General features: G+C 52.4%; 17 protein-coding genes. 11 read left to right on the top strand and 6 right to left on the bottom strand.

Going from position 1 to position 19599, the window contains the following annotated elements; all coding sequences use genetic code 11:
• Nucleotides 1–22: 22 nt before the first annotated feature.
• Complete coding sequence (locus NSP04_RS13985; protein WP_257512973.1) at nt 23–244, top strand: hypothetical protein; 222 nt, start codon at nt 23–25, stop codon at nt 242–244.
• Between the two features lie 2 nt (nt 245–246).
• Here the strand turns inward: NSP04_RS13985 and NSP04_RS13980 are convergent, their stop codons facing one another.
• Nucleotides 247–2478, bottom strand: a complete 2232-nt coding sequence (locus NSP04_RS13980; protein WP_257512972.1) for a UvrD-helicase domain-containing protein — start codon at nt 2476–2478, stop codon at nt 247–249.
• Between the two features lie 164 nt (nt 2479–2642).
• Here NSP04_RS13980 and leuS point away from each other — a divergent pair, with 164 nt between their 5' ends.
• Genes leuS through NSP04_RS13950 form a run of 6 tightly spaced genes read left to right on the top strand, consistent with a single transcriptional unit; the run spans nt 2643 to nt 9938 of the window.
• Nucleotides 2643–5288 (top strand): leucine--tRNA ligase, encoded by a 2646-nt coding sequence (gene leuS, locus NSP04_RS13975; protein WP_257512971.1) that lies wholly within the window; start codon nt 2643–2645, stop codon nt 5286–5288.
• Between the two features lie 28 nt (nt 5289–5316).
• Nucleotides 5317–5811, top strand: coding sequence for an LPS-assembly lipoprotein LptE (locus NSP04_RS13970; protein ID WP_257512970.1), 495 nt, complete (start codon nt 5317–5319; stop codon nt 5809–5811).
• Nucleotides 5808–6848 carry a DNA polymerase III subunit delta gene (holA, locus tag NSP04_RS13965; RefSeq protein WP_257512969.1) on the top strand — a complete coding sequence of 347 codons (1041 nt, stop codon included), beginning with the start codon at nt 5808–5810 and terminating at the stop codon, nt 6846–6848. The genes NSP04_RS13970 and holA overlap by 4 nt, the downstream gene beginning before the upstream one ends.
• Before the next feature lie 13 nt (nt 6849–6861).
• Entirely contained in the window at nt 6862–8118 is a 1257-nt protein-coding gene (locus tag NSP04_RS13960; protein WP_257512968.1) for a glutamate-5-semialdehyde dehydrogenase, read from the top strand.
• A 31-nt stretch (nt 8119–8149) separates the two neighbouring features.
• Nucleotides 8150–8581, top strand: a complete 432-nt coding sequence (locus tag NSP04_RS13955; protein WP_257512967.1) for a CopD family protein — start codon at nt 8150–8152, stop codon at nt 8579–8581.
• A 16-nt stretch (nt 8582–8597) separates the two neighbouring features.
• On the top strand, nt 8598–9938 hold the full coding sequence (locus NSP04_RS13950; RefSeq protein WP_257512966.1) for a THUMP domain-containing class I SAM-dependent RNA methyltransferase: 1341 nt from the start codon (nt 8598–8600) through the stop codon (nt 9936–9938).
• A gap of 1 nt (nt 9939) precedes the next feature.
• Here NSP04_RS13950 and NSP04_RS13945 read toward each other — a convergent pair whose 3' ends face one another.
• Both NSP04_RS13945 and NSP04_RS13940 read right to left on the bottom strand, forming a co-directional pair.
• Nucleotides 9940–10428 (bottom strand): glutathione peroxidase, encoded by a 489-nt coding sequence (locus NSP04_RS13945; RefSeq protein ID WP_257512965.1) that lies wholly within the window; start codon nt 10426–10428, stop codon nt 9940–9942.
• A 57-nt stretch (nt 10429–10485) separates the two neighbouring features.
• A complete protein-coding gene (locus NSP04_RS13940; RefSeq protein ID WP_257512964.1) occupies nt 10486–11520 on the bottom strand; it encodes a type IV pilus twitching motility protein PilT in 1035 nt (344 codons plus the stop codon).
• 39 nt (nt 11521–11559) lie between these two features.
• On the opposite strand from NSP04_RS13940, the gene NSP04_RS13935 reads away from it, so the two are divergent.
• Nucleotides 11560–12273, top strand: coding sequence for a YggS family pyridoxal phosphate-dependent enzyme (locus tag NSP04_RS13935; RefSeq protein WP_257512963.1), 714 nt, complete (start codon nt 11560–11562; stop codon nt 12271–12273).
• A gap of 15 nt (nt 12274–12288) precedes the next feature.
• Nucleotides 12289–13098 (top strand): pyrroline-5-carboxylate reductase, encoded by an 810-nt coding sequence (proC, locus tag NSP04_RS13930; RefSeq protein ID WP_257512962.1) that lies wholly within the window; start codon nt 12289–12291, stop codon nt 13096–13098.
• A gap of 3 nt (nt 13099–13101) precedes the next feature.
• Here proC and ubiA read toward each other — a convergent pair whose 3' ends face one another.
• The 3 genes from ubiA to NSP04_RS13915 all read right to left on the bottom strand — a co-directional run bounded on the left by ubiA (nt 13102) and on the right by NSP04_RS13915 (nt 16945).
• Nucleotides 13102–13965 carry a 4-hydroxybenzoate octaprenyltransferase gene (gene ubiA / locus NSP04_RS13925; protein WP_257512961.1) on the bottom strand — a complete coding sequence of 288 codons (864 nt, stop codon included), beginning with the start codon at nt 13963–13965 and terminating at the stop codon, nt 13102–13104.
• Between the two features lie 3 nt (nt 13966–13968).
• Nucleotides 13969–14913 (bottom strand): LysR substrate-binding domain-containing protein, encoded by a 945-nt coding sequence (locus NSP04_RS13920; protein WP_257512960.1) that lies wholly within the window; start codon nt 14911–14913, stop codon nt 13969–13971.
• A gap of 82 nt (nt 14914–14995) precedes the next feature.
• The gene (locus NSP04_RS13915) at nt 14996–16945 is read right to left on the bottom strand and encodes an APC family permease (RefSeq protein ID WP_257512959.1); all 1950 of its coding nucleotides are present in this window, start codon (nt 16943–16945) and stop codon (nt 14996–14998) included.
• Between the two features lie 133 nt (nt 16946–17078).
• Between NSP04_RS13915 and NSP04_RS13910 the strand changes: the two genes are divergently transcribed.
• Nucleotides 17079–17462 carry a RidA family protein gene (locus NSP04_RS13910; protein ID WP_257512958.1) on the top strand — a complete coding sequence of 128 codons (384 nt, stop codon included), beginning with the start codon at nt 17079–17081 and terminating at the stop codon, nt 17460–17462.
• A gap of 29 nt (nt 17463–17491) precedes the next feature.
• Nucleotides 17492–19597 carry an ATP-dependent DNA helicase RecG gene (recG, locus tag NSP04_RS13905; RefSeq protein ID WP_257512957.1) on the top strand — a complete coding sequence of 702 codons (2106 nt, stop codon included), beginning with the start codon at nt 17492–17494 and terminating at the stop codon, nt 19595–19597.
• Nucleotides 19598–19599: the final 2 nt, after the last annotated feature.

The following is a 19599-nucleotide window of genomic DNA, read 5'->3' as shown; positions in this document are numbered from 1 at the left end:
ACACATAAACTTAGGCCCAACCATGGGCATGCTCCGTGGCGCAGTGCTTGGGGCTTTCAATGGGACGATTGCTCCGTCTACTTTGTTTCTTGGTCAAAAGCTTCTTGCTGTGGCCCCCGAAGACGCCACATTCACCAGCACCTACAAAGAATTGATTCTGCCAGCGTTGGTTGGATTTACAATCTGCGGCGCGGTCTCGGGGATTATTGGCGGTTTGTGGGCCAGCCACCCCAAAACCTGCTGAACTCAAAATTTCTCAAGCTTGGCCAAACTCAGCATCAACCACTTCATACCCTGGCGACCAAAGTTGATTTGAATTCTTTGGTCGTCACCTTCACCCTCATAGGCCACCACCACACCATTGCCAAACTTGGCATGGGAAACGCCTGTGCCAATATCATAAGGCCGCTTGGTAGTTTTATTGCTGTAGCCCACATTCAGGGTTTTACTTTGCCCCCACACTTTCGAATCAAGCGCATCCCAACCCTGGCTGGCTATGTGCGCGCGTTTGGGTGTTAGCCACTTCAATACATCTTCGGGCAGTTCATCCAGAAAACGTGACCGCAAATGGTAGCGAATTTGACCATGCAGCATGCGCTGCTGTGCATGACTCAAAAACAGTTGTTCACGGGCGCGCGTAATGGCCACGTACATCAGGCGACGTTCTTCCTCCACCGCCTCTACGCTGGTGCCATCGCCGCCTTCCACGGAGTTGCCAATGCTGTTTTCGTGCGGAAACAATCCCTCCTCAAGCCCGGTCACGAACACACACTTGAATTCCAGGCCTTTGGCGGCATGTGCGGTCATCAATTGAATCGCCTCTTGACCAGCAGCGGCTGCATTGTCGCCTGCTTCCAGTGAGGCATGGGAAAGGAAATCCGCCAGCGGCGTGATCAATTTTTCTTCATCCACCATGGTGGCTGCCGCATCCTGGTAATAACCTTCCGCAATCGCAAACGAAGCTGCCGCATTCACCAATTCCTTCAAGTTTTCAACGCGGTCTTCACCATCTTTATCGGCCTGAAAGTGTGCCACCAAACCCGATTCATTGATTACTTTGTCGACCAAATCAGCAAGGCTTAAACCGCGGGTTTCAAAGCGCATGCGCTCAATTAAATCCGCAAATTTTTTCAAGCCCGCTTGCGCCCGCCCCTCGAGGCGGTGAATTGCCCGGTAAAGCGATGTGACTTGCGAAGTGGCGAGGTCTTGCAGTTGCTCAACGCTGCGCGCGCCAATGCCACGCGCCGGGAAATTCACCACGCGTGAAAACGAGTTGTCGTCGTCTGCATTGTCCATCAAACGCAAATAGGCCAAGGCATGCTTGATTTCGGCGCGTTCAAAAAAGCGCAAACCGCCATATACGCGGTAAGGCATACCAGCATTGAACAAGGCTTGTTCCACCACTCGGGATTGCGCATTTGATCTATACAAAATTGCGATATCCGACCGGCTGAAACCTTCTTCGAGCACCAGTTTCTTAATGCGGTCAATAATGAAGGCTGCTTCGTCTTGGTCGCTGGTGGCCTCGTACACGCGAATGGCTTCGCCCTCGCCAGCTTCAGTCCACAATTCTTTACCAAGACGGGCTTTGTTGTGCCCAATCAATACGTTGGCAGCTTTCAGCACATTGCCAACCGAGCGGTAATTTTGCTCAAGCTTGATCCGATTTTGCACAGCGAAATCATTTTCAAACTGCACCATGTTGGCCACGCGCGCGCCGCGAAACGCATAAATAGACTGGTCGTCGTCACCCACTGCAAAGATACAGCCCTGTGGCCCGGCCAAACGTTTCAGCCAGTTGTATTGCAAGTTGTTGGTGTCTTGAAACTCATCGACCAAAATGTATTTGAAGCGTGCCTGGTAATGCTCTCGCAGTGCCGGATTGGCCCCTAACAATTCGAATGAGCGCAGCAACAATTCGGCGAAGTCCACCACGCCCTCGCGCTGGCATTGGGCTTCATAAGCCTCATAAAGCCGAACCATCATCCGATGGTATTCATCATGCGCTTCCACGTCTTTGGGGCGCAGTCCCTGGTCTTTCGCGGAACCGATGAAGTAACTCAGCTGCTTGGGCGGAAATTTTTCAGCATCAATGCCTAGTACCTTGTACATGCGCTTGATCGCCGACAACTGGTCTTGCATGTCCAGAATTTGAAAGGCCTGCGGCAAACCGGCTTCTTTCCAGTGGGCACGCAACATTCGGTTACAAAGCCCGTGAAACGTACCCACCCACATGCTGCGGGTGTTAATCGGCAGCATGGTGGAAATGCGGTGAAGCATTTCCTTGGACGCTTTGTTGGTGAAAGTAACCGCCAATACGCCATTGGGCCCCACCTGCCCGGTTTGAATCAACCACGCAATTCGTGCAGTGAGTACCTTGGTTTTACCGCTGCCAGCGCCCGCAAGAATAAGTGCAGATTCACGCGGCAAGGTGACGGCTGCCAGTTGTTCGGGATTCAGGCTTTCAAGTAAAGACACGGCTTCTCACATCAGAATTGGGTTTTGCTGTTGATTTTAACAGTGATTGCCCCACCTGCCCGGCCCGTAAAAAACGAAAAAGCCCGATATAATGCCCAATTGGCTCGCCCCACCCGGCCAGCCCCGCCCGCATTCAAAAATTCAAACCCAAGTTTCACGCCACCATGTTCGACAAATACGCTGCCCAAGACATTGAAAACGCCGTTCAAGGCCAATGGATCGAATCTGACGCCTACAAGGCCGAAGCTTTCGCGAAAGACGCAAGTGGCAAGCTGAAACCCAAGTACTACTGCGTGTCAATGTTGCCATACCCCAGTGGCAAGCTGCACATGGGGCATGTGCGCAATTACACCATCAACGATGTAATGATTCGCCAGAAACGCATGAAGGGCTACAACACCCTGATGCCCATGGGCTGGGACGCCTTCGGCATGCCCGCTGAAAACGCTGCCATGGCCAACGGGAAACCACCAGCTGCCTGGACCTACAGCAACATTGATTACATGAAGAAGCAGATGGCCTCGATGGGCTTGGCCATTGACTGGTCCAAAGAAGTAGCCACCTGCAAACCCGATTACTACAAATGGAACCAGTGGCTGTTTTTGAAAATGCTTGAGAAAGGCATTGTGTACAAGAAAACAGGTACCGTGAACTGGGATCCGATTGACCAAACCGTGCTGGCCAATGAACAGGTAATCGACGGCAAAGGCTGGCGTTCAGGCGCTGTAGTCGAGAAGCGCGACATCCCGATGTACTACATGGCGATCACCGACTACGCCGATGTGTTGCTTGATGATTTGAACGACCTGCAATGGCCCGACCGCGTGAAAGTAATGCAGGAAAACTGGATTGGCAAATCCACCGGCGTGCGCTTTGCATTCCCGCATGACATCAAAAACGCTGAAGGCGAGCTGGTTCAAGACGGCAAAATGTATGTGTTTACCACACGTGCAGACACGATCATGGGCGTTACTTTCTGCGCGGTGGCTGCCGAACACCCGCTGGCTACGCTGGCCGCTGAGGGCAATCCCGACCTGCAAGCGTTTATCGCTGAATGCAAGGCTGGTGGAGTGGCTGAGGCCGACATGGCCACCATGGAAAAGAAGGGCATGCCCACGGGCTTGAACGTGACGCACCCGCTAACCGGAGAAAGTGTACCGGTCTGGGTTGGCAACTATGTGTTGATAAGCTATGGCGATGGCGCAGTGATGGGCGTGCCCGCACACGACGAACGTGATTTCGCATTCGCCTTGAAGTACGGCATTGCGATAAAGCAAGTGATCGACGTAAAAGGCGAAGTCTTCAGCAACGGCGAATGGGCCGAATGGTACGGCGACAAAGAACGCGGTGTGTGCATTGCAAGCGGGCCGCTGGATGGTTTGAACTACACGGCGGCTGTGGATAGAGTGGCCGAATTGCTGGCCGCCAAAGGCTTGGGCGAAAAGCGCATTCAATTTCGCCTGCGCGACTGGGGCATTTCACGCCAGCGTTACTGGGGCACGCCAATCCCGATGATTTACTGCGACACCTGCGGTGATGTGCCCGTGCCTGAGCAAGATTTGCCTGTTGTTTTGCCCGAAGATTTGGTGCCCGATGGCAGCGGTAACCCCTTGGCCAAAAGCGCAGCATTCTACGAATGCAAATGCCCCAAGTGCGGCAGCCTGGCGCGACGTGAAACCGACACCATGGACACCTTCGTCGATTCAAGCTGGTACTTCACGCGTTATGTGTGCAACGATGCAAACACCATGACTGACGAACGCAGCGATTACTGGATGCCCATGGACCAGTACATCGGCGGCATTGAACACGCCATTTTGCACCTGCTGTACAGCCGCTTCTGGACCAAGGTAATGAACGACCTCGGGCTGGTGAAATTCCGTGAACCAGCCACTGCGTTGCTGACCCAAGGCATGGTGTTGAACGACACGTATTTCACAGAAGAAAGTAACGGAAAGAAAACCTGGATCAACCCGGCCGATGTGGCTGTGGATTTCGATGACAAAGGCCGCCCTGTTTCAGCCAAGCTAAGCAGCAGCGGCACGCCGGTGCTTATTGGTGGCGTGGAAAAAATGTCAAAATCGAAAAACAATGGCATAGATCCACAATCACTGATCGACCAATATGGCGCGGACACAGCGCGCCTTTTCACCATGTTCGCAGCACCACCCGAGCAAAGTCTGGAGTGGAGCGATTCAGGTGTGGAAGGCGCGCACCGATTCCTGAAGCGTTTGTACCAGTTGGCGCTGAACAAACAGGAAGCAATTAAGGCCCAGCCCGCATTGAACACCGATGAACTCGGTAAGACCGCACAAAACACCCGCCGAGATGTGCATGAAAATTTGAAGCAGGCAAACTTCGACTACGATCGCCACCAATACAACACCGTGGTCTCTGCAGGCATGAAAATGCTGAACACGCTCGATGCATTTGCCAGCGAAGCAAATACACCCGCCGACCATGCGGTACTGTCAGAAGGTTTGAGTATTCTGTTGCGCGTGTTGTACCCAATCGTGCCGCACATTGCCTTTCATCTGTGGAGCAACCTGGGTTACAGCGCAGCGCATGGTGAGTTGCTGGACGCCCCATGGCCTGAAGTGGATGAAAAAGCGCTGGTACGTTCAGAGCTCACCCTGATGGTGCAAGTAAACGGCAAGCTGCGTGGCAGCATTGAAGTCCCCGCGGATGCAGACAAATCTAGCATTGAGGTCACCGCACTCAACAGCGAAGCGGCTCAGAAGTTCATGGAAGGCAAGCCCGCGAATAAAGTAATTGTGGTACCTGGCAAACTCGTCAACATTGTTGTTTAAGACTGAATTCATCACCAAGCGAGTCCTTATGAAACGATTCATCCAAGTCATTGCATTGCTGACCACTGCATTTGCATTGGCGGCCTGCGGCTTCCAAATGCGCGGCCAATACGACTTTGATTTCGAGAAAATTGAGTTACGTGGCATGGACAATTCAGAAATGAGTCGCAACATGGACTTGCAGCTCCAAATTCTTGACTTGAAGGTGAATCCGCCCGAAGGCGCGCCATTGAAACTAAACCTGATCAGCGAGTTGCGCGACCGCAGTATTGTGACTTTCAGTGCCACAGGCCGTGCGCGCGAGGTTCGGATTACCTATGAACTTATTTATAGCGTGGTCGACAAAAACGGAGACTTCCTGATTGCCACCAGCCAGCTTAGCCAACGCCGTGAACTGACCTACGCCGACGACCAAATTCTGGGTAAGGAAGCAGAAGAAAACCAGCTTTACACTGAAATGCAACGCGACATTGCACGCCAAATTACAGGGCGATTGAGCGCGCTGAAACTGGGCCAGAAGTGAAACAGATTGCGCTAGACACCTGGTTAAATGATGGGGCCAGCACTGCCTTGCCCCAATTACTTTGCGTGTTTACTGATGAACCTCTGTTCGCAACCCAAGCCACCGACCTGTACCGCCAGCGCTTGAAAAAGCAAACTGATTACCAGCGCCAAATTGTGGAAGTTGACCGACAATTTGACCCACAGGAATTCCTGTCTCTGTTTGCAGAAGCATCTTTGTTTGGCGATGTGTCGCTGGTTGATTTGCGGATTAACCAGCCAAAACTCAGCAAAGAAGCGGCTGAAGCTTTGAGCAAAGCCGCCCAATGGATTACCGCTGGCGACACTGGGCACCACTTGCTGGTGAATGCGCCAAAGCTGAACAAAACCCAGGAAAAAAGCACGGGCTTTGCCGACCTGTTGGCCAAGGGCACTGAAATCGCCTGTCGCCCCGTGGGCGCAGACACCCTGCCAGGCTGGATTGCACAGGCCGCCAAACGCAAAGGCGTGCAACTGGACCGCGAAACCTGCGCCTGGCTGGCCGAGAAAACCGAGGGCAATTTACTGGTGGCGCACCAAACCATTGAAAAACTGTCCCTGGAACATCAGGGTGCCGTGAAAGCAGAACAGGTTCAGGGAATGGTGGCCAACTCGGCACGCTTCAATGTGTTCGACCTGGGTGGCAGCTTATTGGCTGGTGATACAAAACGTATTACCCGCATGATAGAAGGCCTTGAAGCAGAAGGCGAAGCCCCTACCTTGGTGCTATGGGCCTTGCAGGAGGAAATTCGTGCCATTCGCGACACACAGCAGGCTATGCGGCGTGGAATGTCTTTGTCGGATGCCTGCCGACAAAATAGAATTTGGGGACAGCGCCAGAATCACATTGCCGCAGCCCTTAAACGCCACACCCCCGGAAGTTTACAAAAGCTGACTGCGTGGTGTTACGCCGCTGAAAAAACAATCAAGGGCATGAAGCAAGGCGACCCCTGGACCCTGTTTGAAATTATTGGTTTGGGCGTGGCCGGCATCGAGCCACCTGAACTTTGGAACACCTGAAAGAGTAAGCACCATGAGTATTGAAGAACAAATTCTGGCCATCGGCAAAAAAGCCCGAGCTGCGGCGGTGTACATGGCCAAAGCCAATACACTCGCCAAAAACACCGCGCTGTTGGAAACAGCGAAACTCATTCGTGCCAACAAAACCGCACTGACCAAAGCCAATCAGGAAGACATGGCACAAGCCAAGGCCAATGGCTTGGATGCTGCGCTGCTTGATCGTTTGGCACTGAGCGACAAGGCCATTGAAACCATGGCCGAAGGCCTGGAACAAATAGCCCAGCTACCTGACCCAATCGGCGAAATGACTGATTTCAAAAATCGTCCTTCCGGCATTCAAGTGGGCAAAATGCGCGTGCCATTGGGCGTCATCGGCATTATTTATGAAAGCCGCCCGAACGTGACCGTGGATGCCGCTGGCCTGTGCATCAAGTCAGGCAACAGCACCATTCTACGGGGTGGGTCTGAAGCATTTCGCTGCAACCAAGCCTTGGCCGCAATTGTTGCCCAAGGCCTTGAAGCCGCTGGCTTGCCAGCCGATGCAGTGCAGGTAATCGACACCACTGACCGTGCTGCGGTGGGCACACTGATCACCATGACCGAATATGTCGATGTAATCGTGCCCCGTGGTGGCAAGGGTTTGATCGAACGTATTTCACGCGATGCCAAAGTGCCTGTAATCAAGCACCTGGATGGCATTTGTCATGTGTACATTGATGAATCGGCCAATATGGTGCATGCCGCCAACATTGCCGAGAATGCGAAAACGCACCGCTACGGCACCTGCAACACCATGGAAACGTTGCTTGTTCACACCCATGTGGCCAAACCTGCCCTGGCTGAACTCGCACAGCGCTACGCTGCAAAAGGCGTTGAGTTGCGCGGTTGCAAACGCACCATGGCCCTGCTCCCAAGCGTGAAGCTGGCCACAGAGGAAGACTGGAACACTGAGTATTTGGCGCCGATTCTATCGATCAAGGTGGTTGATAGCCTGGATGAAGCGATTGCGCACATTAACCGCTATGGTTCGCACCACACTGACAGCATCGTGACTGAAAACCACAGCCACGCCATGCGCTTTATTCGCGAGGTTGATTCCGCGTCGGTCATGGTGAATGCGTCGACACGATTCGCAGATGGATTTGAGTATGGTCTGGGCGCTGAAATCGGTATTTCAACCGACAAAATTCATGCCCGTGGCCCAGTGGGCCTTGAAGGCCTGACCAGCCAGAAGTACGTGGTGTTTGGTCACGGTGAAATTCGCAACTAAATATTTCAAAACCAACTAACTGGAGCAGTACATGGGTGGTTATCTTTGGGTGAAAGCCTTTCACATTTTGTTCGTGGCCGCTTGGTTTGCAGGCCTGTTTTACTTGCCGCGTATTTTTGTGAACATGGCCATGGAAACCGAGCCAGCCGCTACCGCGCGCCTGTTGCAAATGTCTAAAAAGCTGTACAAGTTCATGACCCTTCTGGCGATTCCGGCGCTTATTCTTGGCTTCGCATTGGTGGGCGTGTATCAAATTGGTGTGGGTGGCCAAAGCGGCTGGCTTCATGCAAAAATTTTCGTGGTGTTCGCAATCGCTGGCTACCACTACAGCTGTGGTCGCATTCTGCGCAAGTTTGAAGCGGGTCAAAACACCCGCAGTCACACCTGGTTCCGTTGGTTCAATGAAGTGCCAGTGGTACTCATGACCATTGCCATCATTTTGGTGGTTGTTAAACCTTTCTAATTTTTAAAAGTAATTCATGTCCTATTCAAGCCCAAATCATTCCAAGCCGAATAACGCCGGTCAGCAAAACAACTCCACCAAGCAAAGTGTGTATAACTGTTTTGCAAGCTGCCCGCGTGGCCTGGAAGAAATTCTTGTGGCTGAACTGGAAACCATGGGTGCGCAAAAAACCCGCGCTGTAACAGGCGGCTGCACTTTTGAGGCCAGCTGGCGCCAAGCCACACGCATGACCTATTGGACCCGCTTTGCGGGCCGCATCGGGCTTGAATTGGCGCGTGGCGAATGCACCAGCGAAGACGAGTTTTACAAGCTCGCGAAATCAGTGGACTGGCACAACTGGTTCAAGCTCTCCAACACCTTCCGTGTTGACTTGAACAATTTGGGTGCTGACATTCAAAGCGTACGTTTCACCCAACTTCGCTTGAAAGATGCGGTGTGCGATGCATTTCTTGAGCGCTTCGATGAACGCCCAAATGTCAGTGTGGAAGCACCCGATGTGCGAATTTTTGCGGCCATCAATCCCACCGAGGCCATGGTGTACATCGACCTGGCTGGCGAAAACCTGTTCAAGCGCGGCTGGCGTGAAGAAGCGGGTGTAGCCCCCTTGAAAGAAAATCTGGCTGCTGGCCTGTGGCACATTGCCCGCCAAAGCGAAGCGGGAAAGAATGCAGATGTGTTTCTAGACCCCTTCTGCGGCAGCGGCACCATGGTGATCGAATCATTGTCACAACTTTGCGACCGTGCACCCGGGCTTGAACGCCCTTTTGCATTTGAAAACCTAAAACCCTTCACATCGGATTGGGGCAAAGAACTTCAAGAAGATGCCAACCGCCGCTTCAATGCGGGTTTGGACAAGGCACTGAAAACACCCTATTTCCAATGGTTTGCAAGCGACATCACAGAATTGCTGATCGAGATCGCCAAAGAAAACGTGGCGCGTGCCGGCTTTGAAGAATTGCTGGATGCAGGCATTGTGCAATTCGCACAACGCGATGCGCTCACCGTTGAACCGCCAGCGCCCACGGGCATTGTGTTCAGCAACCCACCCTATGGCGAACGTGTGCGCGCCAAAGGCGCTGATGTACCTGAGGACGAGGCTTACGAGCGCCTGTTCAAAGCCTATGGTGACCATTTGAAAGTGAATTACGCAGGGTGGACAGCGTTTTTGTTCTCGGGCGACCTGGAAATCAAAAAAACGCTGGGCTTAAGCCCCAAGCGCAAACGCCCGCTTTTCAACGGGCCGATTGAATGCCGCCTGTTTGAAATTCCACTGACCCGAGGCGTGTATCGTCCACGGGCCAGTCTCGATAGCGCAGTGGAAAATTCAGCCGAAAATGATGAACAGAACGGTGCTTGATCTATTCTGCCAATAATTTGGCAATGTCAGCTTTCAAATCAGCCGGTTTGGTGGTGGGTGCATAACGGTCGTATACCTCACCATTCTTGCGAACCAAAAACTTCGTGAAGTTCCATTTAATCGCTTCGGTACCAAGAATTCCCCTTGCCTGGGAAGTCAGATACTTGAACAAAGGGTGTGCATCGCTGCCCTTCACATCCACTTTTTCAGCCATCAAAAAATCAACACCGTAGTTTTTCTGGCAGAAGCTGGCAATTACTTCTTCAGTTCCAGGTTCTTGCCCACCAAACTGATTGCACGGAAACCCGATAATCACCAAACCTTTTTGGCCAAGCTCCGCGTGCAATTCTTGCAAACCCTCGTACTGGGGCGTAAAGCCACACTTGCTTGCGGTGTTCACAATCAATAGCACCTTGCCCTCAAAATCAGCAAGGCTCAGGGGTTTGCCATCCAGGGTTTTGCTTGAAAATTCGTGTACGCCAGTTGCCATGGTTCCTGCCTTTCAAATTTGTATTGAAAAACAAGTTTACCTTCAAACCGAAAACACTCAGGGCTGGTTTGATCCCGACAGCACACTCATCGCCACTTCCCGAGTAATTTTTCCACTCATCAACAGGCGTTGCACCGCTTGTTCCATGGTCTGCATGCCATGCTGGGAGCCGGTTTGAATCGAAGACAACATTTGCGCCACTTTACCCTCCCGAATTAAATTTCTTATGGGTGGAGTAGCCATCATGATTTCATGCGCAGCAACCCGGCCACCGCCCTGGCGCTTCAGCAAAGTTTGGCAAACTACCGCGCGCAACGATTCAGACAACATGGCGCGCACCATGGATTTGTCGGCGGAAGGAAACGCATCGATAATTCGATCTATTGTTTTTGGGGCCGATGATGTGTGCAATGTTGCAAACACCAGGTGCCCGGTTTCTGCCGCTGTCAAAGCCAGTTGAATGGTTTCCAGGTCACGCATTTCGCCCACCAAAATGACGTCAGGGTCTTCACGCAAAGCTGAACGCAGGGCCGCGCCAAATGAATGGGTGTGCTCACCCAATTCACGCTGGTTAATAATGCAATTCATCGGCGTGTGGGTGAACTCAATCGGATCTTCAATAGTCAGTATGTGTGCCTTCTGGTTTCGATTCACATCATCGACCATCGCTGCCAAGGTGGTGCTTTTGCCTGAACCCGTGGGGCCGGTGACCAACACAAGGCCATTGGGTTCGCGCGCAATCTGGCGAAATACAGTGGGAGCTTCCAAATCCTCAAGCGTTTTTACACGGCTGGGTACCACACGAAACGCAGCCGATGCGCCCCGGCTTTGCATGAACGCGTTTACACGGAACCGTGACAAACCCTCTACGGCAAAGCTGTAATCGCATTCATGCGACTGCTCCCAGCCTTGCCATTGCGCTTCGCTCATCGAGCCTTGAATAAGTCGATAAATTTCACGGTGGCTCAATACGGCGTCACTTAATCGGCGCACCTCACCATCCACCCGAATCATAGGCGGCATGTCAGCTGACAAATGAAGGTCCGATGCATGTTCTTCCACGGCCCAAGTCAACAATTCGGTCAGTGTCATGTGGCTATAATCTCCCTTTGAGTATTAAGTTGATTCACCATGAGCCGAGCCGACCAACTGGCTGACATTCAAAAGCGAATTGCCATGGCCTGCGCCAAAGCAGGCAGGGCCACAGACGCGGTACAGCTACTGGCGGTCAGCAAAACCTTTCCGCTCAGCGATGTGCTTGAATTCCATGCCTGTGGGCAAACCACCTTTGGTGAAAATTACCTGCAAGAAGCCTTGGACAAAATCACCCAGCTGGCTGATCACCCCAATGCCCAGCAGAATACGCCCGCCATTGAATGGCACTTCATTGGCCCCATTCAAAGCAATAAAACCAAACCAATCGCTGAAAATTTTCCTTGGGTGCACAGTGTTGATCGATTAAAAATTGCGCAACGTTTGTCTGATCAACGCCCTTCGAACCTGCCTGCTTTAAACGTGTTGGTGCAAATCAATACCTCGGGTGAAGACAGCAAATCGGGGGTTGAACCCGCTGATGCAGTCGAGCTGTGCAAAACCATCAGCGCCCTGCCAAACCTGAAACTTCGGGGCCTAATGACCATACCCAGCAACACCGAGAACACCGACCAACTCAAGGCTGAGTTTCTACAATGCAAAACGATTTTTGATGAATTGAACAATCAAGGATTAAAGCTAGACACGCTTTCAATGGGCATGTCGGCCGACCTTGAATTGGCCATTGAATGCGGCTCCACTTGCGTGCGGGTAGGCTCAGCCCTGTTCGGTGCGCGCAGCTATCCCAAATAAATACTCGGAACCACTATGCAAAAAACTTTATTCATTGGCGGCGGAAATATGGCTTATGCCATTCTTGGTGGCTTGATTCGCAATGGCGTACCAGCCCAAGCTTTTCATGTCATCGACCCCAGCCCAGAGGCGACTGCAAAAATGGCTGAATTGAAAGTAAGCTGCACTGTCGATTGGCCAGCCAATTTCAAACCTGAAGTAGTGGTGCTGGCGGTAAAACCACAAATGATGCAAGCGGTGTTGAACAGCCAAAGCAAAAATCTGAACAATGTGTTGCTGATCAGTATTGCGGCGGGTGTCAGCGTTGCACAAATCCAGAACTGGAGCACACAACCCACAGCGCGTGTGGTGCGCTGCATGCCCAACACACCCGCACTGGTTTCTCAAGGCATTTCCGGTTTGTTCTTCACTGCCAATTGCACCGAAGCCGACCACGCCACAGCCCATCAAATTTTCAGCAGTTGTGGCGAGGTGTTGGTACTCAACACTGAAGAAGAAATTAATGCAGTTACCGCCATATCAGGCAGTGGTCCAGGTTATGTGTTTTTTATGATGGAAGCACTGGCCAAAGCGGCACAAAACCTGGGCTTCAATGAAGCACAAGCCAATTTGCTCGTGAATCAGACCTTTTTGGGTGCAGCCACCCTGGCCAAACAATCAGATGATTCCTTCTCAACGCTGCGCGAAAAGGTAACCAGCAAGGGCGGCACCACGTTTGCGGGGCTGGAACAACTGCGCGCACTTGGCGTTTCAGAGGCCATTGGAATTGCCGCCCAAGCCGCTTGCGACCGGGCGGTGGAATTGCAAAAAAATGCGGGCAATTAAAACTTAAAGATATTGCAGCACCAGGCCTGCAAATAGTGCGCCACCCAGCCAGTTGTTGTGCAAAAACGCTTTGAAGCAGCGTGCACGGTCTCGATTGCGAATCAGGATGAAGTGATACAACGCAATGCCGCAGGCCACCACCCAGCCAGCCCAAAAGCCAAGGCCATAACTTAAAGAATTGGCAACCACAGCCCACAACAACAGGCTGGCTGCATAACAAACCATGATGCCTGCAATGTCGAACCGCCCCAGCGTAATGGCCGCTGTTTTAATGTTCAGCTTTAAATCGTCGGGCTTGTCGACCAGCGCATATTCTGTATCGTAAGCAATGGTCCAGAATACGTTGGCTACAAAAATCAGCCAACCCTCCATCGGTACACTGCCCTGCACTGCCACAAACGCCATTGGGATCGAAAAGCCGAATGCAATGCCCAAGTAGGCTTGCGGCATCGGAAAAAAACGCTTGGTGAAGGGATAACTGCCTGCTAGAAAAACGGCTGGAATGCTCATTAATATAACAGGCCAGCCCAAGGGCAAAGTAATCAGCAAGGCCAGAATGGCCAGGCCTGCAGCAAGCAGTAAAGCTTCTTTTGATTTGATCCGCCCGCTGGTTAATGGGCGATTGCGCGTGCGTTCCACATGCAAGTCGATGTCGCGGTCTGCATAATCATTAATCGCGCAACCGGCAGAACGCATCAACACCACACCCGCCACAAAAATCAGCAACACTTGCACCGGTGGCGCGCCTTCAGCCGCCATCCACAGGCCCCACAGGGTGGGCCACATCAGCAATAAAATACCGATGGGTTTGTCCAGGCGCAGCAGCAGGTAATAATCCCGCAGGCGCGCTGCGTTCAATACGGCCATGCCTTAGCGAACCATTTGTGGTGAATCCAGAAACTCAACGCCGTTCAAGGTGCATTCCATGATGGCGTCGCGCAGCGCATCCAGTGCCTCACGGCGTCCAAAGCTTTTGCGCCACACCAAGGCCACAGTACGGCGGGTGTCATCATCGGCCAATGGAATGTAAGTCAGCAACGATTCCTTGGGCACGGGGTTGGGTACTGAACTGGAAGGCAACACAGTAATGCCCACACCCGAAGCCACCATGTGGCGAATGGTCTCCAGCGAACTACCTTCAAAGGTGCGTTGAATGCCCTCTGAAGATTGCGAGAAACGCGAAAGTTCTGGGCAAACACCCAGTACCTGGTCACGGAAGCAATGGCCAGTGCCCAGCAACAACATGTTTTCACTGCGCAGATCGTCTGAACGAATGGATTTTTCATTGGCCCATCGGTGCGATTTTGGCAGCGCCACCATAAACGGTTCATCGTACAAAGGTTGAATAACAAATCCCGATTCGTTGATAGGAAGCGCCAATACGGCCACGTCAATCTCGCCCTGTCTTAACAACTCCAGCAAGCGCACCGTAAAGTTTTCCTGGAGCACCAAAGGCATGGAGGGGACCCGTTCAATCATGCTCGAAACCAGCCCTGGCAACAAATATGGCCCAATGGTGTAAATCACCCCGACGCGCAGTGGTCCGTTCAGCGGGTTCATGCCTTGCTGTGCGATGGACTTGATGGCAGACGCCTCTTCCAGCACTCTTTGGGCCTGAACTACGATGCGCTCACCCACCGCAGTCAGTGAAACTTCATTCGAGCCCCGCTCAAACAAAGACACACTCAGTTCTTCTTCAAGCTTTTTAATGGCAACGGAAAGAGTTGGCTGGCTGACAAAGCAAGCATCTGCAGCGCGGCCAAAATGTTTTTCTCGAGCCAGGGCGACGATGTACTTTAATTCAGTGAGAGTCATTTAATTTTGCTATCAAGATTGCAGGTTTAATTATTATTACAAAGCCCCGCCTGTCAAGCAACACATCTTTTAGGCAAAGGGCTCAAAGCCGCATGGGCAAAATAACCATTTGCTGGCCAGCGTTGTGCAAACGGCGCTGCAATTCAAGCGCAGCCTGGTTGTGCAACAAACGAGTCAAAATATTTTCATCTTCAAACACCAACTTGCTGGTGAAGAAAATCGCGTTTGGATGGTTTTCTGCCACTTCTTTGGCCAAGGTTGTCAGCTCTTCCACCGCATCTGTACCGAAAGACAAATAACTTTTGGCGCGCAAGCCATGGCTTCGGCAAAAATTCACAAAGTAATTCAGCGAAACCGAGGCATCTACCCGCATGGCCTCTAGGGCCTCCCGACCACCATAAGCTTTTGAATCAACAGTGCGGGCGTTCATGAACACAAAATTCTGAAAGTGATTGGGAAACATACGCTGAACCCACAGCAACGCATGCAAGCCACCACCCCGGCTGTTACCGACGATGAATACGGCGGTATTGCCGTTGTCGATTAACTCGGGGGGCGAAGCTGCCGAACCGTACTGCGCCATGGCAAACACTTCGTCAATTTTCGCGATTTTTTCTTTTGTTTCACGGTAATGATTGCGAATCCACAAGCAGGCCAACACCACCAGCGTGGTAATCAACATGGTGATCCAGCCACCCTGGAAAAACTGGGTGATGATGGTGCCCAACAAAATAGACGCCGACACGGCAAACCCCAAAGCAGCCGACAGAAAGCCTTTCACAAACCGCTTTTCATGACGGTTTTTTAGCCAGTACACACACAGGCCGAGCATCGACAAACTGAAAACAATAAACACATTGATCGAAAACAGGACCACCAACAAATCCACACTGGCATCGGCCAAATAGATTGCCAACAACGCCAGGCCACCCATCAACATGATCCCGTTTTTGGTCACAAACCGATTCGACAGATACCGGAACTGGTGAGGCAGCCAGGAATCAATCGCCATGGTTGACAGCACACGCGGGCCCACCGCAAATGCCACGTGGGCAGCAAGCAGCAACACCGCTGTTTCCAGCCCCAACATCACCAGCAAACCTAATATTACGTAAGGCCAGTCCCAACCAATGTCGCTGAATACCCGCTCAAATAGCACACCATTCAATGCCATAGTGGGTTCCACATTCACATCCCACAGCGAATACAAAACCGCCAAACTTGCAGCTGCGAAGGCCAGCGCACAAGCGACGTACGCCAGCATTTTGCGGCGGTTTTCCTTGCTTTGGCGGTAACGGCTTAGCTGAACTGTGTCGGATGCAGCTTCAATCCCCGTGTAGGTGCCTCCGCCTAGAAAAAAGCCCCGCGCAAAAATTGCCAGCACAGGCAGCCAGCCCAAAGTGTTCAAATCAGATTGAGTGGTTTCAACGCTGCGCTTGACTACACCACCGATATCTTGAAAATGGTCGGAGAAACCGACCAGAATAAACATCAGGTGCGTAACCAGAAAGGCAACAAACAGGTATTTGAAAGGCTTCAGGTTCAAGTGACGGCCCTGAATGTGAAATGCCATCAAACCAACCATCAAGGCCATGGACACCCAAACTCGATAATCATAAAAATAAGGCGGGAGAAAGCTGAACATCAGGTGTGTTGAAGCGCTAATACCCAGTGCCACCATTAGCACGTAGTCCACTAACAAAGCCGCGCCGGCAATTAACCCCACCCGCGGGCCCAGCAAATTGGTCGCCATGGCATAGCCACCGCCACCCTTTGGAAACAATTCAGTAACGCGAAAGTAAGTCAGCGACACCAGCAGAATTGATAAAGCTGTCAGCAGTCCAAGAAATAGAAGTAAGTGACGTGAATCGCCCAAAGCCTTGAAAGATTCCTCAGGCCCGAAAGCGACCGAGGCCAAACCGCATGCACCCACAGCCACCCACGCATACTTTTCCGAAAAAATATCGTCGCGTTCTTCCGTGCTCAGGGAAGAAGAGGGTTGAACTTTGGCTGATCTAGGGGTTTGATTCATGCGTACATTGCAGTGCAACAAACAAGTCGAACATGGTATACCGTCCCCATGAGCAACACAATGCGCTACCCCGCGTTATCATTGTAATCAGGCGGATTTAGATCCATTTACCCAATCCTATTACACACACAACATGACTCAAGCAACCGTTGTATCTACCCCAAAAGCCCCAGCCGCCATCGGTCCTTACAGCCAGGCCATCAAGTTGGGCAATCTGGTTTTCACCTCTGGTCAGATCGGCTTGAACCCAGCTAGCGGCGACCTGGTGGGGCCTGGCACCGAAGAACAGGCTCGCCAGGCATTCACCAATTTGAAAGCCGTGGCAGAAGAAGCGGGCGGAAGCCTCGCCAATGTCGTGAAATTCACCCTGTTCTTGACCGACCTTAGTGAATTCGCAAAGGTCAACGCCATCATGCAGGAGTACGTGTCTGCGCCCTTCCCGGCCCGCTCTACGGTGGGTGTGGCCAGTCTGCCCAAAGGTGCGCGCTTTGAAGTTGAAGCAATTTTGGCCCTTTAAACCCTGTAAACACGCACACCGCCCTATCCTTGACTGCAGCAGTCCACAAACCGGCACCCAGCTTCGACGAACTGCTGCCACTGCCCCCCCCCATTGCCGATGCAGTGGGAGCCATTTTGCATGCGCCGCACTGGATGGGTTTGGCGCTGCACTTGCCACTTCGATTTGAAGACAAAGCGTCCATCACGGCGATGGACGCGCTTCAGGTTGGGCAGAAGGTCAACCTGTTAGCCACTGTGGTTGGCTCTGAAGTTCAATACCACCCTCGCAAACAACTCCGTGTTTGGGTTGAAGACGGCGACACAAGCCTGCTGTTGCGCTGGCTACATTTCTACCCGGGTTTGCAACAAAAGCTCAGTGAAGGCACACGAATTCAATTGAGCGGCCAGATTCGCCAAGGCTTTGGTACCTTCGAGATGGTGCACCCCACCGTGAAAATAGCGCCAGCTGGTGCAGTGCTCGAGCCCCTTGAAACAATGGATCGTGCGCAGGCGCGCGCCGACGCGGTGCTTGAACCTGTGTACCCCAGCACAGGTCAATTAAAACAAAGCGACTGGCACCGCTGGATGAAAAAACTGCCCCCGGCTTGCTTTGTCGACACCCTGCCGCCAACCCTGTGCAAGAAGTACAAATTGACTCCTTGGCCCGTGGCCTTGCAAACCCTGCATGGTCAGGCCAAACCCCAGGAATTGTACGACCTGAATTTGCGCACCCACCCAGCCTGGACCCGTGTGAAAGTGGATGAACTGCTGGCGCAGCAATTACTGATGCGTGAATACCGGCAACAACGCACCCAGGAAAATGCAAGTGTTTTGAAACCAGCCAAAGCCGGTTTGGTCAAGAAATTCATTGCGCAACTTCCCTTCAAGCTAACCGGCGCCCAAGAACGTTCGAGTCGGGAAATTTTTAATGATTTGGCCCAGCCCTACCCCATGCAACGCCTGCTGCAAGGCGACGTGGGCAGCGGCAAAACCCTGGTGGCGGCACTGGCTTGCCTGCGTGCTATAGAGAACGGCAAACAGGCCGCCATATTGGCACCCACCGAAGTGCTGGCTGCACAACACCACCACAAGCTCACCCCTTTGTTTGAAGCGGTGGGTGTTCGCTGTGCCAAGCTGCAAGGTGCCATGAAAAAAAGTGAGAAGGACCAGGTTTTGAAAGCCTTGGCCACCGGCGAGGTGGATGTGGTCATTGGCACGCACGCACTGGTTCAAGACCATGTGGAATTCAAAGCACTGGCACTGGTCGTGGTCGATGAACAACACAGGTTTGGCGTGGCCCAGCGGCTTTCGCTGATTGGCAAAGCCAGCAAGGGACACTTGGCCCACCAGCTTATGATGAGCGCCACACCGATTCCCCGCACCTTGGCACAAACTTATTTGTCTGACCTGGCTGTTTCGAATCTGGATGAAAAACCGCCGGGTCGAAAACCCATTATTACCAAACTGCTGTCGCAGAAAAAACGGGAACAACTGATTGCAGCCATTGAGGGCGAAATTGAGAAAGGCCAACAAGCCTACTGGGTTTGCCCTTTGATCGAAGAAAGCGAAACTCTCGACTTGCAAGCAGCACAGGCCACCTACACCGACCTGTGTGAACAGCTGCCAACGCGGCGCATCGGTTTGCTGCATGGCAAACAAGACAACAAACTGAAACAGGCCACCATGTCTGCTTTTGCTGCCGGTGAACTTGATTTGCTGGTTTCAACCACAGTGATTGAAGTAGGTGTAGACGTTGGCAATGCCAGCCTCATGGTCATCGACCAGGCAGAACGATTTGGGCTGGCCCAACTGCATCAGCTGCGTGGCCGTGTTGGACGCGGCAGTGTGCAAAGTGTGTGTGTGTTGCTGTTTGGCGGCCCCTTGTCGAACACATCTAAAATGCGCTTGAAGGCCATGCATGAAAGTGACGACGGCTTTTACCTGGCTGAAAAAGACCTTGAAATTCGTGGGCCCGGTGAACTGCTGGGTAAGCGACAGTCAGGGTTGCCGATGATGCGCTATGCCGATCCCATGATAGACAAAGACCTGCTGGAACTGGCGAGAACGCTGGCGCAACAAATGCCAATGGACGCTGAAAACACCCGTCGGCACATTCAACGCTGGATCGAAGAAACACCCTGGTGGCTTAGCTAAAA

This window comes from Limnobacter parvus (assembly GCF_024623725.1).
In the GTDB taxonomy this organism is placed as follows: domain Bacteria; phylum Pseudomonadota; class Gammaproteobacteria; order Burkholderiales; family Burkholderiaceae_B; genus Limnobacter; species Limnobacter parvus.
Note: the sequence above shows the minus strand (reverse complement) of the source record. Positions and strands in the feature narration are given on the sequence as shown.